Raw genomic sequence first — 16,439 nt, 5'->3', positions numbered from 1 at the left:
CAGGGTCGCCAAGTCCGAGCAGTGCTGCCGGGTCCGGGCAGGGTCGCCAAGTCCGAGCAGTGCTGCTGGATCCGGGCAGGGCCGCCGGGTTCGAGCAGGGGAGGATCGGCGGCAGACTGGATGGGTGAAGGAGCGCAGGTGGGTGCCGGGATGGCCGCTGGACCTGGGGCTGGCGATGCAGCCGCACAAGCGCGGCAGCGGGGATCCCACCTGGCGCCAGACCGCTGACGGAGCCGTGTGGCGCACGTCGAGGACGCCCGAGGGCCCCTGCACGCTGCGGGTGAGCGTCAAGGGCGGTGACGTGTACGGGCACGCCTGGGGCCCGGGGGCCGGCTGGGCACTGGAGACGCTGCCCGCGCTGCTGGGGGCCGACGACGACGTTTCCGGTTTCCGGGTCGAGCACGAGGTGCTGGCCGAGGCCGCCAGACGGCATCCCGGCCTGCGGATCGGGCGGACGGGCCGGGTGATGGAGGCCCTCGTACCGGCCGTGCTGGAGCAGAAGGTGATCGGGCGGGAGGCGTGGCGGGCCTGGCGATGGCTGCTCGGCCGGTACGGCGAGCCCGCCCACGGGCCGGCCCCCGAAGGCATGCGGGTGGTGCCCGAGCCCGAGGTGTGGCGGCAGATCCCGACCTGGCACTGGCACCGCGCGGGCGCCGAGGCCGTCCGCGCCAGGACGATCGCCACCGCCGCCTGGCACGCCGCCAAGCTGGAGGCCGCCGCCACGACGCAGGAGCTCGACCGGTTGTTGCGGGCGCTGCCGGGGATCGGAGTGTGGACGTCTGCCGAGGTGCGTCAGCGCGCCTTCGGCGATCCCGACGCGGTCAGCGTGGGCGACTTCCATCTGGCCAAGCTCGTCGGCTACGCGCTGACGGGGGAGAAGACCGACGATCCCGGGATGATGCGGCTGCTGGAGCCGTACACCGGGCATCGGCACCGCGCCACGGTGCTCGTCTGGCTCAGCGGCCTGCGCCCGCCCGCGCGGGGGCCCCGGATGGCGGTGCGCGACTACCGGTCGTTCTGAACCGCCCTGGGTGCGTACGGCGAACTCAGCCCGACGTACTGTGCCTCTATGAGTTCTGATTCCGCACTGCGCCGCGCCCTGGCCCGCGCCAGGGACGGCAAGACCCTTGACCTCACCGAGGCGACCGTCCTCCTGCACGCCAGGGACGGGCATCTCGACACGCTTCTCGACCACGCCTCCCGGGTGCGTGACGCCGGGCTGCGCGCCGTCGGCCGTGAGGGGATCATCACCTACAGCAGGAAGGTGTTCATCCCGTTGACCCGGCTGTGCCGGGACCGCTGTGGATATTGCACGTTCGCGACCGCGCCGCACAAGCTGCCCGCGCCGTTCCTGAGCCCCGACGAGGTGCTGGAGATCGCCGGGCAAGGGGCGGCGATGGGGTGCAAGGAGGCGCTGTTCACGCTGGGGGACCGGCCGGAGGACCGCTGGCACCAGGCCAGAGAGTGGCTCGACGCGCACGGCTATGACGACACGCTGTCCTATGTGCGCGCGATGGCGATCAGGGTGCTGGAGGAGACCGGGTTGTTGCCGCACCTCAACCCGGGGGTGCTGAGCTGGCGTGACTTCCAGCGGCTCAAGCCGGTGGCGCCGTCGATGGGCATGATGCTGGAGACGACGTCGCGCCGGTTGTTCGAGGAGAAGGGGCAGGCGCACTACGGCTCGCCGGACAAGGATCCGGCCGTGCGGCTGCGGGTGCTGGAGGACGCGGGGCGCACCAACGTGCCGTTCACCACGGGCGTGCTGATCGGCATCGGCGAGACCATCGAGGACCGGGCCGAGTCGATCTTCGCGATCCGGCGGGTGGCCAGGGAGTACGGCGGCGTGCAGGAGGTGATCGTGCAGAACTTCCGCGCCAAGCCCGACACCGCCATGCGCGGCCTGCCGGACGCCGACCTCCAGGAGCTGGCCGCGACCATCGCGGTGGCCCGCCTCGTGCTCGGCCCCCGCGTACGCCTGCAGGCCCCGCCCAACCTGGTGGACTCCGAGTACGAGCTGATGATCCGGGCCGGCATCGACGACTGGGGCGGCGTCTCGCCGCTCACCCCCGACCACGTCAACCCCGAGCGCCCGTGGCCGCAGATCGACGACCTGGCGGCCCGTACGGAGGAGGCCGGGTTCCGGCTCCGGGAACGTCTGACGATATATCCGGAATATGTGCGGGCCGGCGAGCCCTGGCTGGACCCCCGCCTGATCGCCCACGTCGAAGCCCTGGCCGACCCCGACACCGGCCTGGCCCGCGAGGACGCCGTGCTGGTGGGCCGTCCCTGGCAGGAGCCCGACGGCGGGTTCACCACGTCGGGACGGGTGGACCTGCACGTCGAGGTGGACACCACCGGCCGCACGAACGACCGGCGCGACGACTTCGACCACGTCTACGGCGACTGGGACGCCCTGCGCGAACGCCTCGGCACGGTGGCCGCCGCCGCCCCGAGCGACGTGCGCCAGGCGCTCAAGCGCGCCGAGGCCGACCCGGCGGGCCTGACCGACGCCGAGGCCGTCGCCCTGCTCGGCGCAGAGGGGGAGGAACTGGACGCGCTGGCCGCCATCGCCGACGCGCTGCGCAAGGAGGCGGTCGGCGACGAGGTCACCTACGTCGTCAACCGCAACATCAACTTCACCAACGTCTGCTACACCGGCTGCCGCTTCTGCGCCTTCGCCCAGCGCAGGACCGACGCCGACGCCTACACGCTCAGCGTCGACCAGGTCGCCGACCGGGCCGAGGAGGCGTGGGCGGCCGGCGCGACCGAGGTCTGCATGCAGGGCGGCATCCACCCCGACCTGCCCGGCAGCGCGTACTTCGACATTGCCAGGGCGGTCAAGGCCAGGACCCCCGGCATGCACGTGCACGCCTTCTCCCCGATGGAGGTCATCAACGGCGCCAGCAGGATGAACCTGTCCATCCGCGACTGGCTGGCGGCGGCCAAGGAGGCCGGCGTGGACTCGCTGCCGGGCACGGCGGCCGAGATCCTCGACGACGACGTGCGCTGGGTGCTGACCAAGGGCAAGTTGCCGGCCAAGGAGTGGATCGAGGTCATCACCACGGCCCACGAGGTCGGCATCCCGACGACCTCCACCATGATGTACGGGCACGTGGACAACCACCTGCACTGGGTCAGGCACATCAAGCTCATCAGGTCGCTGCAGGAGCGGACCGGCGGCTTCTCGGAGTTCGTGCTGCTGCCGTTCGTGCACACCAGCGCCCCCATCTACCTGGCGGGGGTGGCCAGGCCGGGGCCGACCGCGTCGGAGAACCGGGCCGTGCACGCGCTGGCCAGGATCCTGCTGCACGGCGCGATCAAGAACATCCAGTGCTCCTGGGTCAAGCTCCAGGACGACCTGTGCCGCCAGGTGCTCCAGGGCGGGGTGAACGACCTCGGCGGCACGCTGATGGAGGAGACGATCAGCAGGATGGCCGGGTCGGAGAACGGGTCGTACAAGACGATCAGCGAGCTGCGCGAGATGGTCGAGGTCACCGGCCGGCCGGTCAGGCAGCGCACCACCGAGTACGGCCTGCCGACCGACGAGCGGCTGGCGGCCTCGGCGGCCAGCGACGGGGTCTGCCAGAGCGTCAGGCGGGTGCTGCCGCTGGCCTAGTTGTAACGTGTTCTAACAAGCACTTGCGCCCGCACCGTGAGGCGCTGCGAGAATCGTCACTCCCCCGGGAGAGAGGTTCACCGTGCGGTTGGGTCGACATCGCGCCGCGCTGCCCCCCGAGCAGCGGCGCAGGAAGGCGCTCCAACGCGGGATCCTGGCGGGGCTGACGGCCGTGGCCATCGTCGCGGCCGGCCTCGTCGTGATCCTCGGCGGCGGTGGCCTGCTGTGCACCACACGAGAGCCTGTTCTGGTCAATGTGGCGGCCGCGGTGGACGTGGCTCCGGCGGTGATGCGGGCGGCGGACCGGTTCAACGAGTCGAAGACGGCCGTGGGCGGCCGGTGTGTGCTGGTCCAGGTGACCGAGCAGCCGCCCGCCACGGTCCTGCGCACGCTGATCGGCGACCGGGCGGGCGTGCTGAGCGAGCGCCCCGACGGGTGGATCTCCGACTCGTCCGCCTGGATCAGGCTGGCCCGCCAGCAGGGCGCCAGCGCGCTGCCCGCCGGGGAGAGCGTGGTGGCCACCTCGCCGCTGGTCTTCGCCACCAGGTCGTCGCTGGCCCGGCGCTTCTCCGTGGGGCAGACGGAGATGAACTGGCGGATGGTCTTCCCCTCGACCGTGCGCGGGCGGCTGACCCCCAACGAGGACGAGCCGGACGTCGTACGCGTGCCCGATCCGTCTCTCGCCGGGGCCGGCATCGCCACCGTGGCCGCCGCCAGGGACGTCGTGGGCACCGGGCCCGACGCCGACAAGGCGCTGACCGCGTTCGTCCGGTGGGCGCAGGCGGGCTCGGCCCCCGACTACCGCAGCATGCTGACCGCCGTGGACGACCGCACGTTCTGGCAGCGCCCGGTCGTCATCGTCCCCGAGCAGTCGGTGCGCAACCACAACCTGCGGCCCTCCGCCGACCCGGTCGTGGCCCTGCATCCGCGCGAGGGCACGATCAACCTCGACTACCCGTACGTCGTCACCGCCACCGACCCGGACATCGCCGAGGCCTCCACCGCCTTCGCCGGCTGGCTGAAGGGCCCGCAGGCGCAGGAGATCGTACGGCGGGCGGGGTTCAGATCAGGCGACGGCGCGCAGGCCCCGATCTCGCCGGGCCCGCAGATCCCCGCCGCCGCGCCCAGGACCAGGACGTCGGTGTCGCCGCAGGACATCGACGCGGCGCTGCGCGCATGGAGCAGGCTGGCCCCGCCGACCAACATCCTCGTGCTGGCCGACACCTCCAAGCACATGGCCGAGCCGCTGAACGGCAGGACCAGGGTGAACGTGGCACTGGACGCGGCCAAGATCGGCCTGCAGCTCTTCCCCGAGACCACGCACATGGGGTTGTGGGAGTTCGCGGACAAGGTGGGCGGCATCAGGGGCTACCGCCAGCACGTCGGGCTCGGCCCGATCACCGAGCCGGAGAGCGGGCAGGTGATCCGCAAGAGCCGCCTGGAGGAGCTGACCGGCACGATCACCGCCCATCCCGGGCGGGACAGCTCGCTCTACGACGCGGTGCTCAGCGGCTTCGGCAAGGTGAGCAGCGAGTACCGCGAGGAGATGAACAACGCGCTGCTGGTCATCACGGCGGGCAAGGACGACGGCGCGGGCTCGGACCTCCCCCAGGTCCTGGACCGGCTGCGGCGCGAGTGGAACCCGGACAAGCCCGTACAGATCATCGTCATCGCGTTCGGCAAGGGCGTGGACAGGGCGAGCCTGTCGCAGATCACGGCCGCCACGAACGGCTCGCTGCACGAGGCGGAGGAGCCAGGAGAGATCATCGACGTCTTCCTGGCCGCCCTGGCCCGCCGTCTGTGCCACCCCACCTGCAAGCCGACGGCGTGAGGGGACGCCCCCGTGGAGAGGCGTCCCCTGTCTGTCACGCGCGTGCCCAGAGCGCGGGCACGTTCGGCGGCTCCCACCCGGTGAGGGCGGTGTGCGCCTGGAGGCACCGGTAGGTGGCGCCGTTGTAGGTGACCGTGTTGCCGGGGGTGTACGCCGTGCCGGCCTTCCAGGTGCCGGAGGGCGTCGTCGGGGTGACGGTGGGCGTCGGGGTCGGCGTGATGGTCGGGGTCGGGTTGCCGCCTCCGCCGCCTACGTTCAGGTCGATGCAGGAGTAGAAGGCGTTGGAGGTGTCGCCGATGTTCCACACGGCCAGCACCTTCTGCCGGCCCGAGAAGCCGGAGAGGCTGACCGGGTGCGAGACCGTGGGCGGCGGTTGCTGGTTTCTGCCGTCGAACGTGGCCACCCGCGTGTTGCCGATGTAGTACTCGAAGTTGGCCGTGCGGTGCTGGACGGTGAAGGTCCAGGTGAAGGTCACCGAGCTGCCGACCGAGGCGACGGGCCACGCCTTGCTCTCGTCACTGAGCTGCGCGAACTGCCCCAGATTGGCGTGGCAGCTACGCAGTCCCTTCGGTCCTTCCACGCTCTGCGGCTCGTAGATGATGTTGCCGCAGCCGGAGACCTTGCCCTGCGCGCAGTTGGCCTGGCGGGAGGGCGGCGTAAGCACGTAGCCGTGCGCGAACGCCGGCGTGGTGTTGAACACCGTGGTGGCGACCGCGATCACCACCACGGCGACTAACGTGAGCGTCCTTCTCATGAAGAGGCTCCTTTACATGGGGGGTTGGCCCAAATGTAAAGGAAACTTTCCTAACGGTAAATGGCGGTCTACCGGGTGACGATGAAGTCCCCAGGATCGCGTGGCGCCCGCTCGCGCGGCGGCGCGGCGGCGTGACCGACGGCCACGCAGCCCATCGGATCCCAGGAATCGGGCAGGTCGAGCACCTCGCGCACCACCGGCCGGCAGAACATCGTGGACGACACCCACGCCGAGCCCAGCCCCTCGACGGCGAGCTGGATCAGGAGGTTCTCCACCCCCGCGCCGGTCGCCACGGTGAACATCTCCCGCTCCGCGGCATTGCGGCGCTCGTCCCTGTAGGTGTGCGAGCCCTCCATCACCAGGCATGGCACCACCAGGTAGGGCGCGTTACGCAGCACGTCGCCGCGCCTGACCCGCTTGGCGATCGACTCCTCGGTGAACCCGTCGCCGCGCAGGTCCTCGATCCACGCCTCCCGCATGGCGTCCAGCAGCTTCGTCCTGACCTCGGGCGACTCCAGCAGCACGAACCGCCACGGCGTCGTGTGGTGCGGCGCGGGCGCCGCGATGCCCGCCGCGACCGCCCTGCGCACCGCCTCGGGATCGACGGGCTTCCCGGAGAACTCCCTGATGGTACGGCGGGCGAACACGACGTCCCGCGACCCGTAACGGAACAGGTCCTCGTCGGCCGGCCGGATCAGCGGGGCCACCCCCGGCCCGTCGTCCTCGGTCACCAGGTGGGCCAGCCCGCGCACGATCGCCACGGGAACCCCGTCGAGCTTGCCCTTGACCAGCTCGGCCGCGGCCGCGATCTCGTCGGCCAGCGCCGTGACCGTCGCGCTGAGCTGGTTTCCGTAGGAGTCGGCGGTGCCACGGAAGTCGTCGAGCGGGCGCACCCCTGCCGCGCCGATGGCCACGTCGGTGAGCCCGTTGCGCCACGGCCGCCCGAACGTGTCGGACACGATCACCCCGACGTTCACCCCGACGTTCACCCCGGAGTTCTGCGCGGTGCTCTCCCCGGAGTTCTGCGCGGTGCTCTTCCCGGTGCTCTTCCCGGTGTTCGCACCTGCCCGCGCCCCCGCGTTCTCTCTCAGTTTCGCCCTGATCAGCCTGGCCGAGGCATCGGGGTCCTCGGGCAGCAGCAGCACGGTGCCGGGCTCGGTGTTGGAGGCGTCCACCCCGGCGGCGGCCATGACGAAGCCGTGCCGGGTCTGGGAGATCACGGTGTCGCCACGCCTGGCGACCACGCGCTCGGTCTCCTCCTCGATGGCCCGCATGCGGTCGGGCGCGTGCCGCACCCGGCCCTCCGCCTTGCTCACGATCTTGGAGGTGATCACCACGATGTCGCCGTCCCGCAGCCCGGCGCCGGACAGCAGCGCCGCGATGTCGTCGCCGGGCCGCACCTCCCCGATGCCTGTGACGGGGATCACCTGAAAGCCGGTCGGAGTGGTCATCGGGCGAGCTCCAGGGCGAGGTCGAGGGTGGCGCGGGCGATGTCGGCCGCGGCTTCCGCGTCGTGCATGAGGATGGGCCTGGCGCTCACGCGGACGTCGCCGAGCGCGACCCCCGCGTCCTCCTCGGCCACCAGCCAGCCGTCGATCAGCTCCGCGCCGTACAGCTCCAGCACGGCCTGCGCGGTCGTCTCCACCCCGATGGCCGTCAGGCAGGCGTCGGCCATGCCGCGCACCGGCGCGCCGCCGATGATCGGCGAGACGCCCACCACGGTCTTGGGCAGCAGGGCCTCGCGGATGCCCGGGACCTGGAGGATCGTGCCGATGCTCACGACCGGGTTGGACGGCGGCAGGATCACCACGTCGGCCTGCTCGATGGCCTCCAGCACGCCCGGGGCCGGTTTGGCGGTGTCGACTCCCACCAGCGCGAACGACTGCGCGGGGACGGAGGCGCGCAGGCGTACCCACCACTCCTGGAAGTGGATCGCGCGCTTGCCGTGCTCGTCCTCGACCACGACGTGGGTCTCGCAGCGGTCGTCGCTCATCGGCAGCAGCCGCACGCCCGGCTGCCAGCGCGCGCAGAGCGCCTCGGTGATCTGGGAGAGCGGATAGCCGGCCTCCAGCATCTGCGAGCGCACGATGTGGGTGGCGAAGTCGCGGTCGCCGAGCCCGAACCACTGCGGCTCGACGCCGTACGCGGCCAGCTCCTCCTTGACGACGTGGGACTCCTTGGCCCGGCCCCAGCCCTGCTCCTCGTCGATGCCGTTGCCCAGGGTGTACATCACGGTGTCGAGGTCGGGGCAGACCCGCAGGCCGAAGAGGGTGATGTCGTCGCCCGTGTTGCCGATCACGGTGATCGAGGCGTCGGGTGCGGCGGCACGCAGGCCGCGCAGGAAACGGGCGCCGCCGATGCCGCCGGCGAGTGACACGATGTGCATGCGGACCAGTCTTTCACCGGGTCCTGACAACCCCGTCGCGGGACCTGTTTTGTGCCATTTGTCACCCGCGTACTTCCAGGTATTGGGGGGTTTGGTATGGAAGAGGTTCTTGGGACGCCCGGCGGTCGGGTCGGTGATGTGGCAAACTCCCTTCGGGCTAAAGGGTCCGATGGGGGTACTTGTGAGCAAATTTGACGTCGCCCGGCTGAAGGAGCCGGCCGCCTGGATCATGCTCGTCACCGGAGTGATGAACGTGCTGCTGGCGACCGGGCGCATTCTGATCGGCTCGTCCGAGACACTCTCCTTCACCGAACGCGCGGCCTCGAACTTCTCGGGCGTGACGAGCCCCGTGCTGACCGCGCTGCTGCTCGGCGCCGTGCTGCTGGTCACCAAGGTCGGCGAGCCGTCGCAGAAGGCCAAGCCGATCCTGTACGGCGCCGCCGCCGGGCTGCTCCTGTCCGCCGTGTTCGGCATGCTGGCGCTGCTGGCCGGCCTGTTCAGCGGCTTCGGAGCCCGGACCACGATCGAGTACGGCCTCCTCGGCGTGCCCACGCTCGCGCTGACCGCCATCGCGCTGGTCTATCTGCTTCCGCAGGTGCTGCCCGAGCGGCCGGCCGCGCAGGTCTACCACGGCCAGTTCGGCGCGCAGCCCGGCCCCGGTTTCTTCGGTGACCAGCCGCAGCAGTACGGCCCCCAAGGACAGCCCCAGGCGGGCCCCGGCGGACCCGGTCCCCAGGGGCCCGGTTACGGTCAGCCCGGTTTCGGCCAGCAGCAGCCCGGCTTCGGCGGCCCCCAGGACCCGCAGCAGGCCGCCTACGGCCCTCAGGACCCGCAGCAGGCCGCCTACGCCCAGCAGGCCCCGTCGGGTCAGCAGCCCGGTTATGGCCAGCCCGCCGCCGAGCAGCAGCAGGGCGGCTACGGCCAGCAGCCGATGCCGGGTCAGCAGGACCCGCAGCAGGCCGCCGCCTACGCCCAGCAGGCTCCCTCCGGCCAGCAGCCCCCCATGGGTCAGCAGCCCCCGGCCGGTCAGCCCGGTTACGGTCAGCAGCCACCCTCGGCCGCCGGTTATGGGCAGCAGCCCCCGGCGGCTTCCGGTTACGGTCAGCAGCCTCCGACGGCTTCGGGTTACGGCCAGCAGCCGTCCTCGGCCGCCGATCACGGCCAGCCTCCCCAACCGGCCCCGGGCTACGGCCAGCAGACTCCCGACTATGGCCAGCAGGCTCCCGACTATGGCCAGCCCTCTGGTTATGGCCAGCAGTCCGCTTCGACTCCGGGCTACGGGCAACAGCCTCCCTCGACTCCGGGCTACAGCCAGGAGCCGGCCACCCCCGGCTACGGTCAGCAGCCGCCCAGCTTCGGCGGCCAGCCCGAGCAGCCGGAGCCCCAGGCCCCGGTCTACCAGCAGCAGCCGCAGATCAGGGGCGCCCTGCCCGCCGCCCCCTCGGACCAGCAGCAGCCCGAGCAGCCCGATCCGTTCGCCCCGCAGCCCTACGCCCCGGCCGACACGACCCCGACGGGCGCGCCGAGCACGGACTACTCCACCCCGCCCGCCGGCGAGTACACCCCGGCCCCGTACGTCCCGGCCGACAGCCAGCCGAACGTCTACGGCCAGCAGGCCAGCCAGAACCCGTACGCGCCGCCCGCGAACGACCAGGTGAACCCCTACGCGCCGCCGGCGGAGCAGCCGAATCCGTACGCGCCCCCGTCCGAACAGCCCTACTCGGGCGGCGAGACCACGCCGAACGTGCAGTACCCGCAGGGCGGCGAGTCCCAGTTCGGCCAGCAGCAGTCGTACTTCGGCCAGAGCGCCTTCGACCAGCAGCAGCCGGGCCAGCCCTTCACGGGATACTCGGGTCACGAGTACGCCACCCCGCCCGCCTACCAGGAGCCCGACCCGCCCGTGGACCCGCGCTCCCAGCAGCTGATGGACGCCTACCAGCAGGCGGAGACGTACCAGTCGAGCGCGGGCCAGCCCGAATACGGCACGCAGCCCGGCGGCAGGCAGCAGCAGTACGACGACCCGTTCGGCCACCCGCAGCAGCCCCAGCACGGCGGCGGCTATGAGCCGCAGCAGGGCCAGTACCAGCCGGGACACGGGGCTCCGCAGCAACCGCAGCAGCAGGGCCAGGCCCCGGGCTGGCCGGAGCCGCACGGCGGCGAGTCGACGATGCGTCTGGACCCCACGCAGATCCCGGGCGGGAGCTCCGGCTTCGGCGATCAGCGCCGTCCCGGGGACGACCCGATCGACCCAACGGCCATATACACCCCCAATGAGCCACGCAGGTAACGGACCGGCAATGAAGGGCTAGAGAGAAGGTGGGCCACGGGCGGGCGTCCAGTCCGCCCTGGTACGGTTCCGACCGCTGACAGCGTTGCACGGGCCAGGCCAAAGCCACGCACGTAGGGCATCGGCCGGGGCTCGAACATCACATGCAGAGCACACCGGGGCGAGATCTGGTCTTTCCCCGGATACCTGCATGCCGCTTGACGCCACGTACGGCACACGCGTGTAATTACAACCATGTTGTTACGCCTTCCCTTGGGTGGGTACTAAGGAAGGCGTCCATGGGGGGCTCCATTGCGGGCGGGCGGCAGGGAGGTGTGCAGTGACCGATCCGGTCATCGCACAGGATCAGCTTGACGACGACGCTGAGGAACTCGGCTGGCAGGAGCGCGCGTTGTGCGCGCAGACGGATCCGGAGGCGTTCTTCCCGGAGAAGGGCGGTTCCACCAGGGAGGCCAAGAAGGTCTGCCGATCGTGTGAAGTCCGTGCCGAGTGTCTGGAATACGCACTCGAGCACGATGAGCGGTTCGGCATCTGGGGTGGGCTGTCCGAGCGGGAGCGCAGACGGATCAAGCGCCAAGCGGTGTGAGTGATAAGGGGGGAAGGGGTCACACGGGTAGCCGTGTGACCCTTTTCGCGTCTCCTGCAGCGGCTTGCGCATGTATCGTGGGGCCGCCTGATCATCCTCACAGGCTGATGATCTCCACAGGAGTCACTCACCCATGTCCCGTCCCTACGTCACCGCGATCGTCGTAGCCCACGACGGCGCCCGCTGGCTGGGGGAGACGCTGCGCGCCCTGGTCAACCAGAGCCGCAGGCCGGACCGGGTAGCCGGCGCCGACAACGGCAGCAGGGACGGCTCGGCCGACCTGCTGGCCCAGGCGTTCGGCCCCGGCAACCTGATCTCCCTGCCCCGCTCCACCGGTTTCGGCGAGTCCGTCGCCGAGGTGCTCGCGAAGCTGCCGCCCGCCGGCCGCGACGAATGGATCTGGCTGCTCCACGACGACTGCGCCCCCGACAGGCGCGCGCTGGAGGTGCTGCTCGGCGCGGCGGGACAGGATTCCAAGGCGGCCGTGCTCGGTCCCAAGCTGCGCGACTGGATCGACCGCAGGCGGCTGCTGGAGATCGGCGTGACCGTGGGACGTACCGGGCGCAGGGACACGGGGCTGGAGCCGCGCGAGTTCGACCAGGGGCAGCACGACGGGACCAGGGACGTGCTCTCCGTGTCCACGGCCGGGATGCTGATCAGGCGCGAGGTGTGGGAGGAGGTCGGCGGGCTAGATCCGTTCTTCCCGCTGTTCCGCGACGACCTCGACCTGTGCTGGCGGGTGCGCAACGCCGGCCACAAGGTGCTGAACGTGACCTCCGCCGTGGCCTGGCACGCCGAGGCGGCCGGGCGCAGGCGGCGGCGCATCGCGGTCAGCGGAGACCATCCGCGCCGCCTCGACCGCCGCAACGCGATCTTCGTGGTCATGGCGAACCTGCCGTTCCCGGCCATGGTGTGGGCCCTGCTGCGGAACGTGATCGGCTCGGTCTTACGCACGCTGGTGTTCATCGTCAGCAAGCAGCCCGGGAACGCGCTGGACGAGGTCGTGGCGATGGGCTCGATCCTGGCGCACCCCTTACGGTTGTTACGGGCGCGGCGACAACGCCGCCACGGCCGCAAGAAGGGATATATCCGCGTAAAGCGGCTTATGACCCCTCGGGGCGCCGCCTATCGGCGCCTCACCGACATGCTGCAGAGCTTCCTCGCCGGTCAGGCCCCCGTCGACTCGACCGGCCGGCACCACCACGTTTCAGAAGAGGACCCGGACGCCGCCGTACCGCCGTCCGACTCCGGCGCCTTCCAGCGCTTCATCGGCCGCCCCGGAGTCATCCTCATGTTCGCCCTGACCGTCGTCTCGCTGGTCGCCGAGCGGTCCCTCCTCGGCGGCGAACGGCTCGGCGGGGGCGCGCTCGTACCGGTGACGGGCGGCGCCACCGACCTCTGGACCTTCTACACCGAGGGCTTCCACGACGTGGGGCTCGGCTCGACCGCCTGGACGCCGCCGTACGTGGCCGTGCTCGCCGTGCTGTCCACGCTCGCGTTCGGCAAGACGTGGGTGGCGGTCTCCGTGCTGCTGCTGGGGTCGGTGCCGCTGGCCGGCGCCACGGCCTACCTGGCCACGCGGCACCTCATCCCGTCCGTGCCCGCACGGGCCTGGGCGGCGGGGACGTACGCGCTGCTGCCGGTCGCCACCGGGGCCGTCGCGGGCGGGCGGCTGGGGACGGCGGTGGTGTTCGTCCTCATCCCGGTCTACGCCTGGCTGCTCGGGATCATCCTGCTCTCGCCCGATCGGCGGCGTGCCCGCCGGGGGGCCTGGGGGCTGGGATTGGGGCTTGCGGTGGGGATGGCGTTCGTGCCGCTGGTGTATCCGCTGGTCGCGGTGCTGGGGGTGCTGGGTGCCTGGGTGGTCGGACGCGGTGCCCGGCGGGGCAGCGGCTCTTCGGGCCGTTCCGGTACGGGTGGGGTGATGGTGTCCGTGGCCATCGCGCTCGTCGTGCCGCCGGTGCTCCTGATGCCCTGGACGGCCGGTCTCGTCATGGACCCCGGCAGGTTGCTCCTGGAGGCGGGGCTGCACGATCCGGCCCTGGCGGATCCGTCCCTCGGCCCGGAATCGCTGCTCGCGCTCAGCCCGGGAGGGCCGGGGCTGCCCCCGTTCTGGGTGACGGCGGGCCTGGTGGCGGTCGCGCTGGCCGCGCTGCTCATGCGACGCCAGCGCCTGATCGTCGCGGTCGGCTGGGCGGTGGCGCTCTACGGGGTGCTGGCGGGCGTCCTGGTCAGCCGCATCCCCGTCGAGGGTACGCGGGCGTGGCCGGGAGTGCCGCTGGCCATCGCCGGGACCGGGCTGGTGGTCCTCGTGGGCCTGACCGCCCACCGCCTGGCCGGACTGCGCGCCCGTGGCGGGTTGCGGCGGCTGGGGGCCATGATGGTGGCCGCGGTGGCGTTCAGCACGCCGCTGCTGGCCGCCGGTCACTGGATGGTGGTGGGGGTACGCGGGCCGCTCGTCGGCGACGCCCCCGATGTGCTGCCCGCGCTCGCTGCCGCCCGTACCACCCAGGGGGAAAGGACCCTGGTGATCAAGGGGTCCTCGTTCACGGTCCTGCACGGGCGTGCCCCGCTGATCGGCGAGGCGGAGTTGCCCGTCGCCTCCGGGGCGCGCACGCGGGTCGGCGCGGCGGCCGAAGGTCTCGTCGGCGGTCGCGGCGGGGACGCGGCCACGCTGGCCCGGCAGGGCATCGCGATGGTGGCCGTGGCGCCGCCGGTCTCGCCCGAACTGGCCAGGACCCTCGATTCGCAGCCGTCGTTGCAGCGCATGAGCCTGTCGGAAGTGGGCGGGCTCTGGCGGCTGGCCGAGCCGGTCACCCGCGTACCTGTCCAGCCGGTGAGCGTCCTGCACACGCCGTGGTTGTGGGCGCAGGGCGGGCTCGTGCTGGTGGTGGCCCTGCTGGCGTCACCCGGCAGACGCCGGCCGGAGGTCGCGGAGACACCCGCGGTGGCGCTGGCGGGCGCGCGATGAGAGGGCCACGAACGGGCAAGGGCCGGCGGCGGGCGGAGGGTAGCGCGGACGAGCGTGGCCGGAGTGGCGAGGAGGGGGCACGGACGGGCAAGGGCCGGCGGCGGGATGAGGGTGCTGGCCGAGGGGCGATGAGAGGGCTCGTGGAGAACCGGTTCGGGCTGCCGGCGCTGGTCATCGTGTCCCTGGCCGCCATGTACGGCATCGCGTACGTCACCAGGCCCGCCCCCATCCCGCCCCCGCCCGCCACCCCGCGCAAGGTGGCCGTGGAGTCGGTCACCGCGGTCTGCCCCGGCACCAAGGACGAGCAGGTCAACGTCTACCTGACGGGCAAGCTGAACGCCGACACCATGAAGGACGGCAAGCCGTACGTGACCAACGGCCCCGGCGGCCTGGAGGCCGGCTACCTCGCGCGTGCCACCAAGGGCGCGGACCGCGGCCTGGCCGGAGTGCGCTGCACCGAGCCCGCCGCGGAGACCTGGCTGATCGGCCCGGGCCCGGCGAACGCGGCCGTGAGCCTGCACCTCACGAACGCCGACAAGGCCCCGGCGCTGGTGGACGTACAGGTGTACGCGGCGGAGGGCCCGATCTCCGGCGATGCCGGCACCGGCCTGGACATCGCGCCGGGGGAGCACAGGGAGATCGACCTCAGGACGCTGGCCCCTTCGGCCGACGTGATGGCCGTCAGCGTCACCACCGCCTTCGGCCGCGTGGCGGTCGCCGCCAGGGCCACCATGGAGACGGGCGGCGTGGATTGGCTGCCGTCGGCCGCCCCGCCGTCCACCCGCGTCGTCGTACCCGCCATCCCCGGAGGCGGCGGCCTGCGCCGGCTCCTGGTGGCGACCCCCGGCGAGACGGACGCCGCCGTGCAGATCAAGGCGGTGAGCGAGGAGGCCGAGTACGCGATGAAGGGCCGCGAATCGCTGGACGTGCCGGCGGGCGGCGTGGCCGCGCTGGACATCACCACAGGCATAACCGGTTCCCCCGCCGCCCTGGTGCTCACCTCACCCACCCCGATCATCGCCGGCGTCGTGTCCACCGGCACCGGCACCAGCCCGGACGTCACCTTCACCGCCGGCACCCCTTCCCTGGAACTGGGCAGCGCGGTGGCCCGCAACACCACCGGCTCCCACCTCCTGCTGACGGCACCCGGCACCCGGCCAGGAAAGGTAAGAGTGCAGGTGATGCCTCCGAAAGGTCCGGCGGAGACCCCGTTCGACGTGGAGATCCCTGCGGGCCGTACCCGGAACGTGAAACTGAAGACGAAGGGCGACTTCGCCGTGGTGGTCACGCCTGTGACGGGCGAGGTGTACGGCGGCCGGGTGGTCGAGGAACCCCAGAAGTCAGGCACCCTTCTCACCACCCAACCCCTCTCCCCGGCCAGAACCTGGACCCTCCTCCCGCCCCTGACCGACACCCCGACGGTGGTCCTGCCCTGAGGCACATCCCCGAACGGGCGGCTAGCCGTCTACGATCACCCCTCCTACGGCGGTGCGGCCGGCCGGGGTGGCGACAAGTTCGACCGTGATGGTGTCGCGCAAGTGCGCCCCGAGGACGTCGGCGACGGCGTCGGTGACGTTTCGTACGAGCCTGGCGATGAGTTCCTCGCTGTCGGGACGGGTGAACGCCCCCGCGCGGATGCCGAACGTGATCGCGGGCGCGGCCTCGTCCACCGGCTTGCCCCGCAGGCCCCACCGCCCGGCGGGTACCCCGTCGAGGTGGATGACCGCGACTTCGCGCGCCCACTCGCCGTACACGCTGACCACCGCGTCGGTCAGCGCGGCAATAAGAGCCGATTCGTTCCCCTGAAGCTGCGGCTCCATGACCCGGACCGTGAGATGCGGCATTTCTACTCCCATTTGCTGGCAAATTATCTTTGCCAGCAAACATAATGGCGTCTTCCCGGGGGGTCAACAGCAAGGAGGAGGGCGTCCGGAACCCGACCAAGGGCGGCCGTGACTCTCGGCGCCACCGCCGCCTATGTGCGCTACGACAGCCCGTGCATCGTGGA

The 16,439-nt window shown here is 71.7% G+C and carries 11 protein-coding genes; 7 read left to right on the top strand and 4 right to left on the bottom strand.

Features of this window, described 5'->3' with window-relative positions:
- Positions 1–124 precede the first annotated feature (124 nt).
- The 3 genes from AB0I81_RS27475 (at position 125) to AB0I81_RS27465 (ending at position 5,447) form a co-directional block, all read left to right on the top strand.
- Positions 125–1,021 (top strand): DNA-3-methyladenine glycosylase 2 family protein, encoded by an 897-nt coding sequence (locus tag AB0I81_RS27475; RefSeq protein ID WP_360662028.1) that lies wholly within the window; start codon positions 125–127, stop codon positions 1,019–1,021.
- A gap of 48 nt (positions 1,022–1,069) precedes the next feature.
- The gene (locus tag AB0I81_RS27470; protein ID WP_360662026.1) at positions 1,070–3,616 is read left to right on the top strand and encodes a bifunctional FO biosynthesis protein CofGH; all 2,547 of its coding nucleotides are present in this window, start codon (positions 1,070–1,072) and stop codon (positions 3,614–3,616) included.
- 82 nt (positions 3,617–3,698) lie between these two features.
- Positions 3,699–5,447, top strand: coding sequence for a substrate-binding and VWA domain-containing protein (locus AB0I81_RS27465; protein ID WP_360662023.1), 1,749 nt, complete (start codon positions 3,699–3,701; stop codon positions 5,445–5,447).
- A gap of 34 nt (positions 5,448–5,481) precedes the next feature.
- Here AB0I81_RS27465 and AB0I81_RS27460 read toward each other — a convergent pair whose 3' ends face one another.
- From AB0I81_RS27460 to cofD, 3 genes are all read right to left on the bottom strand, one after another.
- A complete protein-coding gene (locus tag AB0I81_RS27460) occupies positions 5,482–6,201 on the bottom strand; it encodes a lytic polysaccharide monooxygenase (protein WP_360662020.1) in 720 nt (239 codons plus the stop codon).
- 68 nt (positions 6,202–6,269) lie between these two features.
- Complete coding sequence (locus AB0I81_RS27455) at positions 6,270–7,652, bottom strand: coenzyme F420-0:L-glutamate ligase (protein ID WP_360662017.1); 1,383 nt, start codon at positions 7,650–7,652, stop codon at positions 6,270–6,272.
- Positions 7,649–8,587: a 2-phospho-L-lactate transferase gene (cofD, locus tag AB0I81_RS27450; RefSeq protein ID WP_360662014.1), complete on the bottom strand. Its 939-nt coding sequence runs from the start codon at positions 8,585–8,587 to the stop codon at positions 7,649–7,651. The genes AB0I81_RS27455 and cofD overlap by 4 nt, the downstream gene beginning before the upstream one ends.
- A 181-nt stretch (positions 8,588–8,768) precedes the next feature.
- On the opposite strand from cofD, the gene AB0I81_RS27445 reads away from it, so the two are divergent.
- The 4 genes from AB0I81_RS27445 (at position 8,769) to AB0I81_RS27430 (ending at position 15,867) form a co-directional block, all read left to right on the top strand.
- Positions 8,769–10,874, top strand: coding sequence for a hypothetical protein (locus AB0I81_RS27445; protein WP_360662011.1), 2,106 nt, complete (start codon positions 8,769–8,771; stop codon positions 10,872–10,874).
- Between the two features lie 319 nt (positions 10,875–11,193).
- A complete protein-coding gene (locus tag AB0I81_RS27440; protein ID WP_360662008.1) occupies positions 11,194–11,460 on the top strand; it encodes a WhiB family transcriptional regulator in 267 nt (88 codons plus the stop codon).
- 133 nt (positions 11,461–11,593) lie between these two features.
- Positions 11,594–14,431 (top strand): glycosyltransferase family 2 protein, encoded by a 2,838-nt coding sequence (locus AB0I81_RS27435; protein WP_360662006.1) that lies wholly within the window; start codon positions 11,594–11,596, stop codon positions 14,429–14,431.
- A 128-nt stretch (positions 14,432–14,559) separates the two neighbouring features.
- A complete protein-coding gene (locus AB0I81_RS27430) occupies positions 14,560–15,867 on the top strand; it encodes a DUF5719 family protein (protein ID WP_360662003.1) in 1,308 nt (435 codons plus the stop codon).
- Positions 15,868–15,888: 21 nt separating this feature from the next.
- On the opposite strand, the gene AB0I81_RS27425 is transcribed toward AB0I81_RS27430, so the two are convergent.
- Positions 15,889–16,275 carry a tautomerase family protein gene (locus AB0I81_RS27425; protein WP_360662000.1) on the bottom strand — a complete coding sequence of 129 codons (387 nt, stop codon included), beginning with the start codon at positions 16,273–16,275 and terminating at the stop codon, positions 15,889–15,891.
- Positions 16,276–16,439: the final 164 nt, after the last annotated feature.

It is taken from the genome of Nonomuraea sp. NPDC050404 (genome assembly GCF_040655495.1).
Taxonomy (GTDB): Bacteria; Actinomycetota; Actinomycetes; order Streptosporangiales; family Streptosporangiaceae; genus Nonomuraea.
The sequence above is the reverse complement of the archived record's forward strand: the minus strand, read 5'-3'. Positions and strand labels throughout refer to the sequence as shown.

Bases quoted from the DNA above. Each gene is read 5' to 3' on its own strand.
- AB0I81_RS27470 (WP_360662026.1), top strand. From the start codon at position 1,070: ATGAGTTCTGATTCCGCACTGCGCCGCGCCCTGGCCCGCGCCAGGGAC.
- AB0I81_RS27460 (WP_360662020.1), bottom strand. From the start codon at position 6,201: ATGAGAAGGACGCTCACGTTAGTCGCCGTGGTGGTGATCGCGGTCGCC.
- AB0I81_RS27455 (WP_360662017.1), bottom strand. From the start codon at position 7,652: ATGACCACTCCGACCGGCTTTCAGGTGATCCCCGTCACAGGCATCGGG.
- cofD (WP_360662014.1), bottom strand. From the start codon at position 8,587: ATGCACATCGTGTCACTCGCCGGCGGCATCGGCGGCGCCCGTTTCCTG.
- AB0I81_RS27435 (WP_360662006.1), top strand. From the start codon at position 11,594: ATGTCCCGTCCCTACGTCACCGCGATCGTCGTAGCCCACGACGGCGCC.
- AB0I81_RS27430 (WP_360662003.1), top strand. From the start codon at position 14,560: ATGAGAGGGCTCGTGGAGAACCGGTTCGGGCTGCCGGCGCTGGTCATC.
- AB0I81_RS27425 (WP_360662000.1), bottom strand. From the start codon at position 16,275: ATGCCGCATCTCACGGTCCGGGTCATGGAGCCGCAGCTTCAGGGGAAC.